At 63.6% G+C, this 17,450-nt stretch carries 14 protein-coding genes; 7 read left to right on the forward strand and 7 right to left on the reverse strand.

Annotated features, from left to right (window positions below):
• Positions 1-124: 124 nt before the first annotated feature.
• The 5 genes from PSEST_RS20895 to PSEST_RS20915 all read right to left on the reverse strand — a co-directional run bounded on the left by PSEST_RS20895 (position 125) and on the right by PSEST_RS20915 (position 6,382).
• A complete protein-coding gene (locus PSEST_RS20895) occupies positions 125-1,210 on the reverse strand; it encodes a polyamine ABC transporter substrate-binding protein (protein WP_015278906.1) in 1,086 nt (361 codons plus the stop codon).
• Between the two features lie 264 nt (positions 1,211-1,474).
• Positions 1,475-2,572, reverse strand: coding sequence for a polyamine ABC transporter substrate-binding protein (locus PSEST_RS20900; protein ID WP_015278907.1), 1,098 nt, complete (start codon positions 2,570-2,572; stop codon positions 1,475-1,477).
• 219 nt (positions 2,573-2,791) lie between these two features.
• Complete coding sequence (locus tag PSEST_RS20905; protein ID WP_015278908.1) at positions 2,792-4,150, reverse strand: aspartate aminotransferase family protein; 1,359 nt, start codon at positions 4,148-4,150, stop codon at positions 2,792-2,794.
• 85 nt (positions 4,151-4,235) lie between these two features.
• Entirely contained in the window at positions 4,236-5,594 is a 1,359-nt protein-coding gene (locus PSEST_RS20910) for a glutamine synthetase family protein (RefSeq protein ID WP_015278909.1), read from the reverse strand.
• A 41-nt stretch (positions 5,595-5,635) separates the two neighbouring features.
• Positions 5,636-6,382 carry a gamma-glutamyl-gamma-aminobutyrate hydrolase family protein gene (locus PSEST_RS20915; RefSeq protein WP_015278910.1) on the reverse strand — a complete coding sequence of 249 codons (747 nt, stop codon included), beginning with the start codon at positions 6,380-6,382 and terminating at the stop codon, positions 5,636-5,638.
• Between the two features lie 240 nt (positions 6,383-6,622).
• On the opposite strand from PSEST_RS20915, the gene PSEST_RS20920 reads away from it, so the two are divergent.
• The 5 genes from PSEST_RS20920 to PSEST_RS20940 all read left to right on the forward strand — a co-directional run bounded on the left by PSEST_RS20920 (position 6,623) and on the right by PSEST_RS20940 (position 11,336).
• Positions 6,623-7,996, forward strand: coding sequence for a glutamine synthetase family protein (locus PSEST_RS20920; protein WP_015278911.1), 1,374 nt, complete (start codon positions 6,623-6,625; stop codon positions 7,994-7,996).
• Between the two features lie 58 nt (positions 7,997-8,054).
• Positions 8,055-8,705 carry a TetR/AcrR family transcriptional regulator gene (locus tag PSEST_RS20925; RefSeq protein ID WP_015278912.1) on the forward strand — a complete coding sequence of 217 codons (651 nt, stop codon included), beginning with the start codon at positions 8,055-8,057 and terminating at the stop codon, positions 8,703-8,705.
• Positions 8,706-8,837: 132 nt separating this feature from the next.
• The gene (gene aguB, locus PSEST_RS20930) at positions 8,838-9,719 is read left to right on the forward strand and encodes an N-carbamoylputrescine amidase (RefSeq protein ID WP_015278913.1); all 882 of its coding nucleotides are present in this window, start codon (positions 8,838-8,840) and stop codon (positions 9,717-9,719) included.
• A gap of 62 nt (positions 9,720-9,781) precedes the next feature.
• Positions 9,782-10,888 (forward strand): agmatine deiminase, encoded by a 1,107-nt coding sequence (gene aguA, locus PSEST_RS20935; protein ID WP_015278914.1) that lies wholly within the window; start codon positions 9,782-9,784, stop codon positions 10,886-10,888.
• 43 nt (positions 10,889-10,931) lie between these two features.
• Positions 10,932-11,336: a VOC family protein gene (locus PSEST_RS20940; RefSeq protein WP_015278915.1), complete on the forward strand. Its 405-nt coding sequence runs from the start codon at positions 10,932-10,934 to the stop codon at positions 11,334-11,336.
• 20 nt (positions 11,337-11,356) lie between these two features.
• On the opposite strand, the gene PSEST_RS20945 is transcribed toward PSEST_RS20940, so the two are convergent.
• On the reverse strand, positions 11,357-12,355 hold the full coding sequence (locus tag PSEST_RS20945; protein ID WP_015278916.1) for a GGDEF domain-containing protein: 999 nt from the start codon (positions 12,353-12,355) through the stop codon (positions 11,357-11,359).
• Between the two features lie 127 nt (positions 12,356-12,482).
• Positions 12,483-13,673 (reverse strand): delta-9 fatty acid desaturase DesA, encoded by a 1,191-nt coding sequence (desA, locus tag PSEST_RS20950; protein ID WP_015278917.1) that lies wholly within the window; start codon positions 13,671-13,673, stop codon positions 12,483-12,485.
• A 354-nt stretch (positions 13,674-14,027) separates the two neighbouring features.
• On the opposite strand from desA, the gene PSEST_RS20955 reads away from it, so the two are divergent.
• Together PSEST_RS20955 and PSEST_RS20960 are read left to right on the forward strand one after the other, a co-directional pair.
• Positions 14,028-16,988 (forward strand): PAS domain S-box protein, encoded by a 2,961-nt coding sequence (locus tag PSEST_RS20955; RefSeq protein WP_015278918.1) that lies wholly within the window; start codon positions 14,028-14,030, stop codon positions 16,986-16,988.
• A 48-nt stretch (positions 16,989-17,036) separates the two neighbouring features.
• Positions 17,037-17,423 carry a response regulator gene (locus PSEST_RS20960; protein WP_015278919.1) on the forward strand — a complete coding sequence of 129 codons (387 nt, stop codon included), beginning with the start codon at positions 17,037-17,039 and terminating at the stop codon, positions 17,421-17,423.
• Positions 17,424-17,450 lie beyond the last annotated feature (27 nt).

Below are 17,450 nucleotides of genomic sequence, written 5' to 3' on the forward strand. Positions count from 1 at the left end.
TGGCCGGCCTGAGCCGGGTATCTAGTGGTCGTTGCAACGAGCGCGTCACCGGACGCGCCCCTCGTTCAGCCCGCCCCGCTTCGTCCTCGCAGCACCGTGGACGCAATGGGACGGACTGCGGGATTCACTTGCCGGACTTCACCTTGGTCCAGGTACGCGTCATCAGCCGCTGGATCTTCGGCGGCAGCTCGGCCGAGACATACAGGCGATCCAGCACCTCCTGCGGCGGATACACCGAAGCGTCCTCGCGCACCTCTTGGTCCATCAGCTCGCCTGCCTTGAGATTGGGGTTGGCGTAACCGACATAGTCGCTCACCGCGGCGATTACTTCGGGGCGCAGCAGATAGTTGATGAACGCATGGGCTTCCTCGACGTTGCTGGCATCGGCGGGGATGGCCAGCATGTCGAACCAGAGGTTGGCACCCTCCGCAGGAATGGCGTAGGCGATCTCGATGCCCTTGCCCGCTTCCTCGGCGCGGGCCGCAGCCTGGAACACATCGCCGGAGAACCCGGCGGCGACGCAGATATTGCCATTGGCGAGATCGGAAATGTACTTGGAGGAGTGGAAATAACGCACATGCGGACGCACTGCCAGGAGCTTTTCTTCGGCCTTCTGGTAATCCGCGGCGTTCTCGCTGTTGGGGTCCAGGCCGAGGTAGTTGAGCATGGCAGGGATCATCTCATCGGCCGAGTCGAGAAAGGCGATGCCGCAGCTGGCCAGCTTTGCCGCGTTCTCCGGCTCGAAAATCACTGACCAGGAGTCGATTTCATCGACGCCAAGGGCTGCCTTGACCTTCTCGACGTTATAGCCGATGCCATTGGTGCCCCACAGATAGGGCGCGGCATGCGCGTTGCCGGGATCGTTCTTCTGCAGTTGCTTGAGCAGTGCCGGGTCGAGGTGTTCCCAGTTCGGCAGCTTGCTCTTGTCCAGTGCCTGGAACGCACCGGCACGGATCTGCTTGCCGAGGAAATGGTTGGAAGGCACCACCACGTCGTAGCCGCTGCGGCCGGCGAGCAGTTTGCCTTCGAGGGTTTCGTTGGAATCGAAGACGTCGTAGACGGGCTTGATGCCGGTCTCCTTCTCGAACTCCTCCAGCGTCGTTTCGCCGATGTAATCCGACCAGTTGTAGATGTGCACGGAGGCAGCCTGGGCGGTCGCGGCACCGGTCATGGCAGCGGCGACGAGCAGCGACTTGAGGGTCGAGCGCATGGGATGAGTCCTCTTGTTACAGGCCGCGCGTGATCCCGGCGGGAAAGGCGGGCTGTTTATTGGAAAAACCTCTGAAAATCAACAGATTTGGTGTAATTGCCGGTGCAGTGGCGGGAATGAGCGGGAAACCTGAACCGCCGCCGGACGCTTTCGCATTGCCATTCCGCGCAACGCCCGCCCCGGCACGCAACCGGGACGGTGGTGGTTGACCGGCCTCCCCTGTCGGGTACGCATGCCTGATGCGACCCGACACGAGCGGCTGAATCAACGCCCGGATTTGATCTTGGTCCAGCTGCGGGTCATGGCGCGCTGGGTCTTCGGATCGAGATCGGGGAAGGTGTAGAGCTTTTGCAGCACCGCCTGGCTCGGGTAGATGCCCTCGTCGGTACGGATGGCTTCATCCAGCAGCGGGGTGGCCGCGGCGTTGCCGTTGGGGAACTGCACGTAGTTGGTGATCGAGGCCATCACGTCCGGCTTCATCAGGTAGTTGATGAAGGCATGGGCGCTTTCGACGTTCTTGGCATCGGCTGGCACCGCCAGCATGTCGAAGAAGCTGCCGGCACCTTCTTTCGGAATCTTGTAGCCGACGTTGACACCGTTGGCCGCTTCCTCGGCGCGCGACTTGCCCTGGTAGATATCGCCGGAGTAACCGATGGCCACGCAGATGTTGCCGTTGGCCAGGTCGGAGATGTACTTGGAGGAGTGAAAGTAGGCGACATGCGGACGGATCTGCATGAACAGGTCTTCGGCCTTCTTCAGCTCGTCAGCCTTGCCGCTGTCCGGCGCATAACCCAGATAGTGCAGCGCGGCCGGCAGCATCTCGGTCGGCGAGTCGAGGAAAGCGACGCCGCAGGACTTCAGCTTCTCGATGTTTTCCGGCTTGAACACCAGATCCCAGGAGTCCACCGGTGCGTTGTCGCCCAGCACGGCCTTGACCTTGTCGACGTTGTAGCCGATGCCGATGGTGCCCCACATGTAGGGGATCGAGTACTGGTTGCCCGGGTCGCTCGGCTCCAGCGCCTTGAGCAGATCCTTGTCGAGATTTTCCCAGTTCGGCAGCTTGGACTTGTCCAGCTTCTGGAACACGCCAGCCTTGATCTGCTTGGCCAGGAACGGGTTGGACGGCACCACCACGTCATAACCGGAGCTGCCGGCCAGCAGCTTGGCTTCCAGCACTTCGTTGCTGTCGAAGACGTCGTAGACGACCTTGATGCCGGTTTCCTTGGTGAAGTTCTCCAGGGTGTCTTCGGCGATGTAGTCGGACCAGTTGTAGACGTGCAGTACCTTTTCCTGGGCCTGCGCAGCCCCGGCAACGGTGCCGGCCAGCGTCATGGCAAGTAGGGTCTTGGCGAAGGGATTCATCCGTGCAGCTCCTGTTGTCATCATTAATGTCGGGGCAGTGGAACAGGCCATGAACAGCGCGGCGGCCTGGAGGTGTGCCGGCATCGACACACCCCTTGGTAGGTCTGGCTTCCAGCACGCGCGCAGTCTGGCAAGGTCAGAGGCTTTTTTTCAACAAGCCGAACGCATAGCCGTGTGCAATCGACAACCTTAGCTCAGCTGCCGCCAACTGCCGCACGCTCAGCCCAGCGCATCCTTGGCCGTTGCATCCAGACACAGACGCACCTTGCCGATCAGCTCGTCGATCTGCTCCTCGCTGATCACCAGCGGCGGCGAGATGATCATGGTGTCGCCAACCGCGCGCATGACCAGGCCGTTGCGGAAGCAGTGCTCGCGACAGAGCATGCCTACGCCGGGGTCGGCAAAGCGTTCGCGGGTCTTCTTGTTCTTGACCAGTTCCAGCGCGCCGAGCAGGCCGACGCCACGCGCCTCACCCACCAACGGATGGTCAAGCAGCTCCTGCCAGCGAGACTGCAAATAGGGTGCCGTCTTGGTCTTCACCCGCTCGACGATCTTCTCCTCGCGCAGGATGCGGATGTTCTCCAGCGCCACCGCGGCGGCCACCGGGTGCCCCGAGTAGGTGAAGCCGTGGTAGAACTCGCCGCCTTCGTTGAGCGTCTGCACCACTTCGTCGCGCACGATGACGCCGCCCATGGGGATGTAGCCCGAAGTCAGGCCCTTGGCGATCGGCATCAGGTCCGGCTCGAGGCCGTAGTAGTCGCTGCCGAACCACTCACCGGTACGGCCGAAGCCGCAGATGACCTCGTCGGCGATGAACAGGATGTCGTAGCGCGCGAGGATTTCCTTGATCCGCGGCCAGTACGTTTCCGGCGGGATGATCACGCCACCGGCGCCCTGGATCGGCTCGGCGATGAAGGCGGCGACCTTGTCCTCACCAACTTCGAGGATCTTCTGCTCCAGCTGGTCGGCAATGCGCACGCCGAACTCTTCCGGGCTCATGTCGCCGCCTTCACCGAACCAGTAGGGCTGATCGATATGCTCGATGCCGGGAATCGGGCCGTCACTCTGCTCGTGCATGGCCTTCATGCCACCAAGGCTGGCGCCGGCGATGGTCGAGCCGTGGTAGCCATTCCAGCGGCCGATGACAACCTTCTTCGCCGGCTGGCCCTTGATCGCCCAGTAATGGCGCACCATGCGCAGCACGGTGTCGTTGGCTTCCGAGCCGGAGCCAGTGAAGAACACATGGTTCATCCCGGCCGGCGCGATGTCGGCGATCGCCTTGGCCAGCGCCACGGCCGGCGGATGGGCGGTCTGGAAGAACAGGTTGTAGTACGGCAGCTCACGCATCTGCCTGGTCGCGGCCTCGACCAGCTCCTCGCGACCGTAGCCGAGGTTGACGCACCAGAGCCCGGCCATGGCGTCGAGGATCTTGTGCCCTTCGCTGTCCCACAGGTAGACGCCGGAGGCCTTGGTGATGATGCGCGTGCCTTTGGCATTCAGCGCCTTGTAATCGGTGAACGGCGGCAGATGATGGTCGCGGCTCAGCGCTTGCCAGTGCAGGGTTTGCGAATCGCTCATCAGTCACCTCTCGATAAAGTTCGTGCATGTTCGGTGGACGAGAAAAGCGTCATCCACCCTACGACCGGCTCCGGCGGAAGCGGCCCTACACCGACAGCATCAGGAATTCACGCTCCCATGAGCTGATCACCCGGTGGTAGTTCTCCTGCTCGGCGCGTTTGACCGCGACATAGCCGGTGATGAATTTCGGGCTCAGGTATTTCTCCAGCTCGCGGCAGGTTTCCATCCGTTCCAGCGCCGCTTCCAGGGTCAGCGGCAGGCGCAGGTTGCGCCGCTCGTAACCGCGGCCCTTGACCGGCTGGCTCGGCGGCAGCTGCTCGACCATGCCGATGTAGCCGCACAGCAGGCTTGCGGCGATGGCCAGGTAGGGGTTGGCATCGGCGCCGGCCAGGCGGTTCTCGACGCGACGATTCTGCGGATCGGAATCCGGCACGCGCAGACCCACGGTGCGGTTCTCTTCGCCCCACTCGACGTTCACCGGCGCCGAGGTATCCGGCAGGAAGCGGCGGAACGAATTGACGTTGGGCGCGAACATCGGCAGCAGTTCGGGGATGTACTTCTGCAGGCCGCCGACGTGGTGCAGGAACAGCTGGCTCATGGAGCCGTCTTCGTTGGAGAAGATGTTGCGCCCGGTGTTGCGGTCGATGACGCTCTGGTGCAGGTGCATCGCACTGCCCGGCTCGCCGGTCATCGGCTTGGCCATGAAGGTGGCGGCGACGTTGTGCTTGAGCGCTGCCTCGCGCATGGTGCGTTTGAACACCAGGATCTGGTCGGCCAGGTGCAGCGCCTCGCCGTGACGGAAGTTGATCTCCATCTGCGCGGTGCCTTCTTCGTGGATCAGGGTATCCAGGTCCAGGCCCTGAGCCTCGCACCAGTCGTACATGTCCTCGAACAGCGGGTCGAATTCGTTAGCGGCATCGATGGAGAACGACTGGCGACCCGTCTCCTGGCGGCCGGAGCGGCCGATCGGCGGCTGGAACGGCAGGTCCGGGTCTTCGCAGCGCTTGGTCAGGTAGAACTCCATCTCCGGCGCGACGATGGGTTGCCAGCCGCGATCGGCGTACATCTTCAGTACGCGCTTCAAGATGTTGCGCGGCGACAGCTCGATGGGGTTACCCATCTTGTCGTAGGTGTCGTGGATCACCTGGGCGGTCGGCTCGATGGCCCAGGGCACGAGGAATACGGCGTTCGGGTCGGGCCGGCAGAACATGTCGATGTCTGCCGGGTCGAGCAGCTCGTAGTAGATGTCATCCTCGACGTAATCACCGGTCACGGTCTGCAGCAGCACGCTTTCCGGCAGGCGCATGCCCTTCTCGCCGAGGAATTTGTTGGTCGGTGAAATCTTGCCGCGGGCGATCCCGGTCAGGTCGCTGATCAGGCATTCCACTTCGGTGATCTTGTGTTCTTTCAGCCAGCCGGTGAGCTGGTCGAGCTGGATACTCATATTGACCTCAATTTGCTGGGGAGAGCCGCCAGGGTCGGCCGTCAGCGTTGCCGGGCGCGGGCCTCGCACGCCTCGGCGAAGCCCCTGAACAGCGCCAGATAATGCGGGTGCTCGTGAACCTGCCATTCCGGATGCCACTGTACGCCGAGGGCGAAGCTGCGTGCCTGCTCGACGGAAAATGCCTCGATCAGCCCGTCCGGTGCCAGGGCTTCGATGCGCAGGCCACCGCCGAGTCGCTCGACACCCTGACCGTGCACGGAATTGACTTGGATCTGCGCCGGCAAGCCGAGTCGCTCGAGCAGGCCGCCGGGCTGCACATGCAGCGCATGGCTGAGGCCGTATTGCACGTCCAGCGGATCATCGGGGCGCTCGCGGTGGTCTTGGTAAGGCCCGGCTTCGTGAACCTTCTGATGCAGGCTGCCACCAAAGGCCACGTTCATTTCCTGGAAGCCACGACAGATACCGAACACCGGAATGCCGGCCTCGACTGCGGCACGGATCAGCGGCAGGGTCAGGCGATCGCGCAACGGATCGTGATGGGTGCCGGCGTCGCTCGCCGGCCCGCCATAATGATGGGGTTCGACGTTCGACGGCGAGCCGGTGAACAACAGGCCGTCGAAGCTTTCCAGCAGCGTCGCCGGGTCGATCAGCTCATCCAGCGCCGGAATCACCAGCGGCACGCCGGCGATCGCTGCAGCACGCAGGTACTTGTCACCGGCGATGTGAAAGCTGTGGTGGCCGATCTGCCTGGTACAGGCGGAAACGCCGATCAGAGGCTTGCGCGACATGGGATACTCGTCGTTCGGATAAGGCATACCGGAGAGTAGTCTTGTTCATTTTTATAGACAATAGCCCGAGCATTAGCTCGGCGAGCTATAACTTCAGCGCGCTGTAGATGCCCCAAAAAAGGCCTGTTGTGGGCATTCATGGGGCGCTGGCGGGCTACTCTTGACAGTGAACCGGCTTTTCGATTGACTCCAAGACAAGCATCTGATGATTGAAATTTTTAACAATTAAGGTAATTCATCATGGCCCCGCCGCGTGCCGTTCAGCTCAACGAAGCTAACGCATTTCTCAAGGAACATCCGGAGGTTCAGTACGTCGATCTGCTGATCACCGACATGAATGGAGTCGTGCGCGGCAAGCGCATCGAGCGCGCCAGCCTGCACAAGGTGTACGAAAAAGGCATCAACCTCCCCGCTTCGCTGTTCGCCCTCGACATCAACGGCATCACCGTTGAAAGCAGCGGGCTGGGCATGGACATCGGCGACTCCGACCGCACCTGCTTCCCGATCCCCAACACGCTGTGCAAGGAGCCCTGGCAGAAGCGGCCCACCGCTCAGCTGCTGATGACCATGCACGAGCGTGACGGCGATCCGTTCTTCGCCGACCCCCGCGAAGTGCTGCGCCAGGTGGTGAGCAAGTTCGACGAACTCGGCCTGACCATTTGCGCCGCCTTCGAGCTCGAGTTCTATCTGATCGATCAGGAGAACATCAACGGCCGCCCGCAGCCGCCTCGCTCGCCGATTTCCGGCAAACGCCCGCACTCGACCCAGGTCTACCTGATCGATGATCTCGACGAGTACGTCGACTGCCTGCAGGACATTCTCGAGGGGGCCAAGGAGCAAGGTATTCCAGCCGACGCCATCGTCAAGGAAAGCGCCCCGGCGCAGTTTGAAGTCAACCTCCACCACGTCGCCGACCCGATCAAGGCCTGCGACTACGCGGTGTTGCTCAAGCGGCTGATCAAGAACATCGCCTACGACCACGAGATGGACACAACGTTCATGGCCAAACCCTATCCGGGCCAGGCCGGTAATGGGTTGCACGTGCACATCTCGCTGCTCGACAAGAATGGCAACAATATATTCGCCACCGAGAATCCGCTGGAAAGCGCGCCATTGCGCCACGCCATCGGTGGTCTGCAGGAAACCATGGCGGCCTCGATGGCCTTCCTCTGTCCGAACGTGAACTCCTATCGTCGCTTCGGTGCGCAGTTCTACGTGCCGAATGCGCCGTGCTGGGGCATGGACAACCGCACCGTGGCGCTGCGTGTGCCGACCGACAGCCCTGACGCCGTGCGTGTCGAGCATCGCGTTGCCGGCGCCGACGCCAACCCCTATCTGATGCTGGCGAGCATTCTTGCCGGGGTGCATCACGGCCTGACCAACAAGATCGAGCCGGACGCGCCCATCGAGGGCAACTCCTACGAGCAGGTCGAGCAGAGCCTGCCGACCAACCTGCGCGACGCGCTGCGCGAGCTGGACGACAGCGAGATCATGGCGCGCTACATCAGCCCGGATTACATCGACATCTTCGTCGCCTGCAAGGAGAGCGAACTGGCCGAGTTCGAGCACTCGATCTCGGACCTGGAATACAACTGGTATCTGCACACCGTCTAGCGCCAAGCATCCGGCACGGCGGTTTGCATCCGCCGCCGTGCTGGCTTCAAATAGGCCGATGACCAAGCCCAGCCCCGCGACGCCCAGTCGCCGCCCGCGCGCCAGCAGCCAGACGCGCATTCGCCAGATTCTCGCCAGCGCCCGCGAACTGCTCGCCGAGCAGGGCGCCACGACGTTATCCGTATATGCCGTGGCCGAGCGCGCCGGCATTCCGCCTTCTTCCGTCTATCACTTCTTCTCCGGTGTGCCGGCGCTGCTCGCAGCACTGACGGCGGACGTCCACGCGACCTTCAGGGCCAGCCTCGAACAGCCCATCGATCATCAAAGCCTGACCAGCTGGCGCGACCTCTCACGACTGATCGAGCAGCGCATGCTGGCGATATACGAGCAGGACAGCGCCGCCCGCCAGCTGATCCTGGTGCAGCACGGCCTCGGCGAAGTCACCCAGACCGACCAGCGTCTGGACCTGGAACTCGGTCAGGCGATGCAGACGGTGTTCGAACGCCACTTCGCCCTGCCGCCGCTGCCGCAGGACATCGATGTCTTTGCGTTAGCCGTGGAACTCGGCGACCGCGTCTATGCTCGATCCATACAGCTGTACGGCAGCCTGACGCCGCGGATGGCCGAGGAAGGCATGCGGGTGTTCGACGCCTACCTCGGGCTGTATCTGCCGCCTTACCTGCCGAAGCGGGAGCAAGTCGAAAGCTGATCGATAAATATCGACAAATGGTCGTTATTCATCGGCGTGAAGATCATGTATGCCCTATCAATCCGGATAACTATCGAATAAATTTGCGCCTTCGATAGCCGCCGTCCCTTCAACCGCAGCCGCGAGGTTTCCATGTCCCGAGTCGTTACCGTTGCCGCCACCCAGATGGCCTGTTCCTGGGATCGCCAGGCCAACATCGCCAATGCCGACAAGCTGGTACGCGAGGCCGCCGCCAAGGGCGCGCAGATCATCCTTATTCAGGAGCTGTTCGAGACACCCTACTTCTGCCAGAAGCCGAATGCCGAGTACCTGCAACTGGCCACGCCGGTCGAGGAAAATCCGGCCATCCAGCATTTCCAGAAGGTTGCTGCCGAGCTGCAGGTGGTGCTGCCGATCAGCTTCTTCGAGCTCGCCGGCCGTGCGCGCTTCAATTCCATCGCCATCATCGATGCAGACGGCAAGCTGCTCGGCGTCTACCGCAAGAGCCACATCCCGGACGGCCCCGGCTACCACGAGAAGTACTACTTCAACCCGGGCGATACCGGCTTCAAGGTGTGGAATACCCGCTACGCGAAGATCGGCGTGGCCATCTGCTGGGACCAATGGTTCCCCGAGACCGCCCGCAGCATGGCGCTGATGGGCGCCGAACTGCTGTTCTACCCGACCGCCATCGGCAGCGAGCCGCATGACCCGAACATCACCTCGCGCGACCACTGGCAGCGCGTGCAGCAAGGCCATGCCGGCGCCAACCTGATGCCGCTGATCGCCAGCAATCGCATCGGCCGCGAAGAGCAGGATGGCTACGACATCACCTTCTACGGCTCGTCGTTCATCGCCGACCAGTTCGGCGCCAAGGTCGAGGAAATGGACGAAACCAGCGAAGGCGTGCTGGTGCATCAGTTCGATCTCGATCAGCTCGAGCATATCCGCAGCGCCTGGGGCGTGTTCCGCGATCGCCGGCCGAACCTCTACGGCTCGATCCGGACCCTGGACGGCTCGCAGCCGTCCGAATGAGCTCCCGCTGACGCAAACGGCGGGAGGGGCCTGTGCCCTTCCCGCCTCATGAGAGATACGCTATGACCACCCTGACTACCACCCCGCGTACCGATGGCTACTTCATGCCCGCTGAATGGGCACCGCACAGCCAGACCTGGATGGTCTGGCCACAGCGCCCGGACAACTGGCGAGACAACGGCAGTCCCGCGCAGGCGGCTTTCACTGCGGTCGCCAAGGCCATCGCCCGCTTCGAACCGGTCACCGTCTGCGCCAGCGCCGAGGAGTACCTCGCCGCCCGCGCGGCACTGAATGACCCACGCATCCGCGTGGTGGAAATCAGCACGGACGATGCCTGGGTGCGCGACACCGGGCCGACCTTCATTGTCGACGACAACGGTGGGCTGCGCGGCGTGGACTGGACGTTCAACGCCTGGGGCGGTGAAGACGGTGGTCTTTATGCCGACTGGCAGCGCGACGACGAAGTGGCGCGCAAGATCCTCGAGATCGAGTACTGCGACCGCTACCGCACCGAGGGCTTCGTGCTCGAGGGCGGCTCGATTCATGTCGACGGCCAAGGCACGCTGATCACCACCGAGGAATGCCTGCTCAATCGCAACCGCAACCCGCAGCTGACCCGCGAGCAGATCGAGGCGGTGCTACGCGAGCACCTGGCGGTCGACAGCATCATCTGGCTGCCCCACGGCCTGTTCAATGATGAAACCGACGGCCACGTCGACAACTTCTGCTGCTTCGTGCGCCCCGGTGAAGTGCTGCTGGCCTGGACCGACGATGCGAACGACCCCAACTTCGAGCGCTGCCAGGCGGCCATGGCTGTGCTGCAGAACGCCCGCGATGCCAAGGGCCGCGCGCTGACAGTGCATAAGATGCCAATCCCCGGCCCGCTGCACGCAACCGCCGAGGAATGCGCCGGCGTCGTCGCGCTGGATGGCAGCCAGCCGCGCGATCCATCGGTTCGCCTGGCCGGCAGCTACGTGAATTTCCTTATCGTCAACGGCGGCATCATCGCGCCGGCCTTCGGTGACCCGCTGGATGCCGAAGCCGAACGCATCCTGGCGCAGGTGTTTCCGGAGCATCAGGTGGTGATGGCGCCGGGTCGCGAGATTCTCCTTGGCGGCGGCAATATCCATTGCATCACCCAGCAGCAGCCGGCACCGCTGTTACGCTGACGCGGTTGCCTTCAGCCTGCCCTGGCAGGTACGAGGAGATTCGATGGAGTTTCTGGTGAACCTGGATGTCGACGATCTGGAGCGGGCCGTCGATTTCTACCAGTCGGTGTTCGACCTTCGTGAAGGCCGCCGCCTCGGCAGCTTTGCGGTGGAGATGCTCGGCGGTCCGACACCGATCTATCTGTTGCTCAAGGGCGCGGGCAGCGCCGCAACCCCGGGAAGAACCCAGCAGCGCAGTTATGAGCGCCACTGGACGCCGATCCATCTGGATTTCGTCGTGACCGATATCGAAGCCGCCGCGGCCAGGGCCATCGCCCATGGCGCACGCCTGGAACAACCGATTACCGCTCAGGTCGGGCACAAGCAGGCGCTGATGGCCGATCCGTTCGGCCATGGTTTCTGCCTGTTGCAGTTCACCGGCGGAGGTTACGACGAGCTGGCCAATTGACCGGCATCCCCGGCAGGGTCTCAGCCGACGATCACCTGGTTCTTGCCCAGGCGCTTGGCGGTATACATCGCCGCGTCGGCACGGGCGAATACCGTGCTCAGCTCGGCGTCGTTGGCCCTGAGGTAGGTCAGACCGAGACTGGCGGTAACGCGGAAACGCTCGCCATTTTCGGCGGTGAACACCACGCGTTCGATTTCGCGCTGCAGGCGCTCGGCGATCTGCTCGGCCAGATCCGGCTGGCAGCCCGGCAGCACGGCGGCGAATTCCTCGCCACCGATGCGGCCGAACAGGTCGCTCTGGCGCAGCACCGATGCGCCACAGCGGGCGACCTTCTGCAGCACCTGATCGCCCATCTGGTGGCCGTGGGTGTCGTTGATACGCTTGAAGTCATCGATATCCAGCAGCAGGAACGCCAACGAAGAAGCGAACTGCCGCGCCCGTTCGAACTCGATGCGGGCGCATTCGAAGAAGTGCCGGCGGTTGCTGCTCTGGGTTAGCACATCGGTGGTCGCCAGACGCTGCAGTTCGCCCTCGAGCTGCTTCTTCTCGGTGATGTCCTCGGCGATGCCGACGATGATCGGGCCCTGGCCGCGATCGGCGCCGCGGCCGATGAAGCACTTGTCGCTTAACCAGCGCAGCTGCCCGTCACCACGGATGATGCGGTACTCGCGGGTTTCCACGGCACCCTCGTCGAGCACGGCGAGCATGCTCTTCTGCGCGAACTCGACGTCATCCGGATAGATCGCGTTGCGCCACTCGCCGTAATCGGCCAGCAGCAGGGCCGGCGAGCGGCCGAAGATACGTTCGTAAGCCGGGCTGACGTAGATCATGCGCTGCGCCTGCCAGTCGAATGCCCAGAGAACGGCATTGACGCCACCCAGCAGGGTGCTGAAAAGCTGCTCACGCTCGCCCAGACGGGCCGCTTCGGCCCGTGCGTGGATCAGCGCCAGCAACGTCTGCGCGTCGCCGCCCGGTGGCATCCTCATTCCCGAATCACTCTGATTGCTCGCCAGCCGCATAGCCATTCTTCCTGAAACGACCGCCGCGCATGGCGGCGGTACTGCATAGTTTAGAGTGCAGTTCAGAAAGTCGGCGCGGCGCAAAGTTCCGGGGCCGCAGACGCCTGCCGCTCGAGCCGATCGAAGGTCAGGCCGGGGCGACGGATGGGCGCAGCGAGTAGGTCCGCAGGTGCTCGGCGAACTCGCGCAGCGACTGAATACCGCTGGCCTCGGCCTCGTGCACCCACTGCTTGATGGCGGCAAGCATGTCGTGGCCGTTCGAGCTGGTCCGGGTCCAGATCTGCTGCAGCGCCAGACGCTTCTCGTAGATCACCTTGAGTGCCTGGCTCTGCGCCAGCATGTCGTCGATATGCGCCTGCTGTTCCTGCTGCAACAGGCTCGGCTCACGGGCCAGCAGGCGCTTGGCACGACGCAGCTGGTGACGCACTGAGGCGTCGGCGCGGCCCAGTTCCTGGCGCACCAGCGGCACGATGACCAGCTTGCGGTACTGCGCCATGATCTGGAAACGGTTGTTGAGGATCGCCATGGCGCTGTCCATGTCCAGCTGCTGCTTGCCTTCGATGCGATGGGCAATCGGCGCGGTGCGGTTGACCTTGGCCAGCCCGAGCAGGCTGAACAGGCGTATCCAGGCCCAGCCCATGTCGAACTCCCATTTGCGCACCGAGAGCTTGGCCGAGTTCGGGTAGGTGTGATGGTTGTTGTGCAGCTCTTCGCCACCGATGAGGATGCCCCAGGGCACCAGGTTGGTCGCCGCATCGCGGCATTCGAAGTTGCGATAGCCGACCGCATGGCCGAGGCCGTTGACCACGCCGGCGGCCCAGAACGGAATCCAGATCATCTGCACCGCCCAGACGGTCAGGCCGAGGACACCAAACAGGGCCAGGTCGATCAGCAGCATGAACACGATGCCGGCATTCGGGAAACGCGAATAGAGGTTGCGCTCGATCCAGTCATCCGGGCAGTTCTTGCCATAGATACGCAGGGTTTCTTCGTTCTTCGCCTCTTCCATGTACAGCTCGGCGCCCTTGCGCACGACCGTCGAAAGGCCCTTGTGCACCGGGCTGTGCGGATCGTCAGGCGTTTCGCATTTGGCGTGGTGCTTGCGGTGGATGGCGGTCCACTCGCGGGTGTTCATCGCCGTGGTCAGCCACAGCCAGAAACGAAAGAAATGCTTGAGCGCCGGGTGCAGTTCTAGCGAGCGGTGCGCCGAATAGCGGTGCAGGTAGACCGTAACGCTGACGATGGTGACGTGAGTCAGCAGCAGCGTGGTCGCGATGAGTTGCCAGACCGAAAGGTCGAGTAAACCGGTGTGCCACATAGTAACGGGGTGCCTCTTGGATTAGCCGCACCGACGACCTCCGCCGCTGCTGAACTGTCTGCAGCCTATCACTCCCCCGGGATAGGACGAACACGACGGTCGACCGACCGTCGCAATTCTGGTGATTTTTTGACCAGCCTCGGCTGCAATCAATCACCCGCGGCAAACTGCGGGTGCCGGCCGCGCCGGCAATGCTCGCTACCGGCCAGTACTGGCATAGAGCTATCATTGCTCCTTTTCCCTCAGGATGGTGCGGCACATGCATAGGTCAAACGCCCGCGACAGCGCAGAGCATGCTTATCGCTGCGTACGTGCGATGCAGGCTGACCATCCTCAGCGGCGGTCGGCACGTCGATGAACAACGTCGGCACCACACCGCACTGGACCTTCGCGCTTGGCAGCCTGCTGCTCGTGCTGCTGTTCGGCAGCCTGGCGTTCAACGATTACCGCGCCCGCGATGCCGCCTGGCAGCTGGAGATCGAGACCCATGGCGAGCTGCAGAGCCTGGCCCTACGCAGTGCGCAGTCCAATCAGCAACGCCAGGCCGACATGGTCGCCAGCGCGCTGGCCGGCAATGTGGAAGTCCAGCGCCAGATGCGGCGTATCGACAGCGCGCTGCGCGCCGGCGCGACGCTGGACGACGCGCGCATCGAACTGGCCCGCCAGCGCCTGCAAGCAGCCCTGACGCCCGCCTGGTCGTCGATGCAACGCTACCAGGGTATGCAGCTGCAGCTGTTCTGGGGCGATAGCGGACTCACCCTGCTGCGCATGCAGCAGCCTGAACGGTTCGGCGACGCGCAGGCGGCCCGCCGGCCGATGCTGCAACAGGCGCTGCGCGACGGCGTCATGCAGACCGGGGTGGAGGTCGACCTCCGCGGCGCCAGCAGCCGGGCAATCGTCCCGCTGTATGCCGAGGATGAGCGCGCCGGCGAGCCTATCGGCGCGCTGGAAGTGGGTTACAACGTTCTGCCGGACCTGGCCGAGCTGAGCGATCAGCTCGCCGCCGGACTGGCGCTGGTGGTCAACCGCGCCGCCTTGCAGGCAGCCGGACTGGACGCGCCCAGCGGCGTTCAACTGCACTCCGGTAGCGACTGGCGGCTCACTGGCCACTCGGCAACGCAGATCCTGCACTGGGCGCAGGCCGGGATGCTGCCGGAACCGGAGAGCGGCATGGTGCTGCGCCTGCTGAGCGCTGATGGGCGCATCTACATGCTCAACCAGATTCCGCTACCGACCGATAACCAGGCCCGACCTACTCCTGCGCCGCTGGCAGTGGCGCTGGTCTGGCGTGACATCAGCAGCATGCAAGCCGAGCACCAGCGCGCCGAGCGCCGGCTGTTGGTCAAATGGAGCCTGGCCTGGTTCATCGCCGAAGCCCTGCTGCTGACATTGGCGTTCCTGCTGCTAAGGCGCCTCAGCGTGCAACGGCAGCATCGGTTCGCCCAGCAGCAACAGAGCCGCCGCCAGCAACGCCTGTACGACCGTGCCCAGAAGATCGCCAGCCTGCTGCCGGGAATGGTGTTTCAGCTCAAGCGCTTCGCCAACGGCCGTTACGCGTTCATCTATGTCAGCGAGGGTGCTCGCGAACTCTATGGCACCGATCCGCAGCGTCTGCTGGACGATGCCGCCCAGGCGCTATGCCGTGTGCACCCGCAGGACCTGTCCCGCTTGAAGCTTGCGTTGCTGCGCCTGGCCGCGCGTCCGGGTACTGGCGCGGTGCAGTTCCGCATCTACCATCCGCAACGAGGTCTGCTCTGGGCCGAAGGCCGCGCCACCGCCGAGCGGCTGCCTGACGGTTCGGTGCTGTGGCACGGCTTCGTCACCGAAATCACCGAACTGATGGAAACCACCCGCGCGCTGCAGAAAAGCGAGAGTCGCTTTCGCGCCATGGTCGGCAACCTGCCCGGAGTGGTCTACCGCTGCCGCAACGATGGCGAACGCAACATGAGCTATCTGAGCAATGGCATCGAGCGACTGACCGGCTATCCGGCCAGCGACTTCGTCGGCGATCCGGTACGCAGCTATGCCAGCCTGATCCATCCAGACGACCTGGCCTTGGCGCGCCAGCATCCCGAGCAGGACAGCTTCGAAGGCATCTACCGGCTTATCAACGCCGAAGGTCGAACCGTCTTCGTGCGGGAAAGAGCCCGCGTGTTGCATGAGCGTGACGACCCGATCGGCTGGTGCGACGGTTTCATCTGGGACGTCACCGACCAGGCCCTGGCCAAGGCCGAGATGCTGGAGCGCGAGCGCTACCTGAGCATGCTGCTCGACAACGTGATCGACGCGATCATCATCATCGATGCCCGCGGCATCATCGAAACCTTCAACCACGCCGCCGAGCAAATGTTCGGCTACAGCAGCGCGGAGGTTCTGGGCCAGAACCTGTCGATGCTGATGCCCGAGCCGGACCGCTCCGCCCACGACGGCTATCTCGATCACTACACGCAGCGCGGCACCTCGCGCGCGCTGGAGCAGAACCGCGAACTCACCGCGCTGCGGCGCAACGGTGACACCTTCACCATCGAGCTGCGCGTGTCGCAGATCAGCCACCACGGCGAGCGCAAGTTCATCGGGCTGGTGCGCGACATCACCGAACGCAAGCGCATCGAGCGGATGAAGAGCGAGCTGGTGTCCATCGTCAGCCACGAACTGCGCACCCCGCTGACCTCGATCTCCGGTGCACTCGGGTTGATCGTCGGCGGCGCGCTGGGCGAGCCGTCGCCGAGCATGCGCCAGATGCTCGACATCGCCCACCAGAACAGCCTGCGCCTTGGCCGCCTGGTCGACGATCTGCTCGACATGGACAAGCTGGTCGCGGGGAAGATGGCGCTCGCCTTGCGCGCGCACTCGCTGCAGGTACAGCTGCAACTGGCAGTCGGTGCCAATCAGGGCTACGCCGCGCAGCACCGCGTGCAGCTCGAACTGCTGCCGACACCCTCGCTGCAGCTGATGGCAGACGACGACCGGTTGCAGCAGGTACTGGCTAATCTCATCTCCAATGCGGTCAAATTCTCGCCGCAGGATGGCACCGTCCGGCTGGGTGGTGAGCGCCGCGGCGACTGGGTTCGCATCTGGGTGCGCGACCAGGGCCCGGGCATCGCGCCGGAGTTTCGCGCGCGGATTTTCCAGAAGTTCTCCCAAGCCGACTCTTCCGACACGCGCCAGAAGGGCGGCACCGGGCTGGGCCTGGCCATCAGCAAGGAGCTGATCGAACACATGCACGGCCGGATCGGCTTCGATTCCGAACCCGGCCATGGCGCCTGTTTCTGGTGCGAGCTGCCGCTCGTGCCGGCCGCGGCCGAACTATCCTGATGCTTCCGTTGATGCGGACGCCCATGCAAACCGACCCACGGAGGCACAATGGCCGAGCTCCGGCGCATCCTGCACGTTGAAGACGACCCCTCCATCCAGGCGGTGACCAAGCTGGCCCTGGAGGCCATTGGCGGCTACCAGGTGCTGTCCTGCTCCTCGGGCGCCCAGGCGCTGGAAGAGGTCGAAGCCTTCGCTCCGGAATTCATCCTGCTCGACGTGATGATGCCCGGCATGGATGGACCGCAGACGCTGCTCAACCTGCGCGAGCGCATCGACCTGGAGCGGATTCCGGTAACATTCATGACGGCCAAGGTGCAGCCCGGCGAGATCGAACACCTGCGCAAGCTGGGCGCCCGCGATGTGATCATCAAACCATTCGACCCGATGCAGCTGGCCGAGCAGATTCGCAGCATCTGGCTGGCTGACCGATACTAGCCGGATGCAGCCGACGTCCAGCCGCGA

It is taken from the genome of Stutzerimonas stutzeri RCH2, from assembly GCF_000327065.1.
In the GTDB taxonomy this organism is placed as follows: Bacteria; Pseudomonadota; Gammaproteobacteria; order Pseudomonadales; family Pseudomonadaceae; genus Stutzerimonas; species Stutzerimonas stutzeri_AE.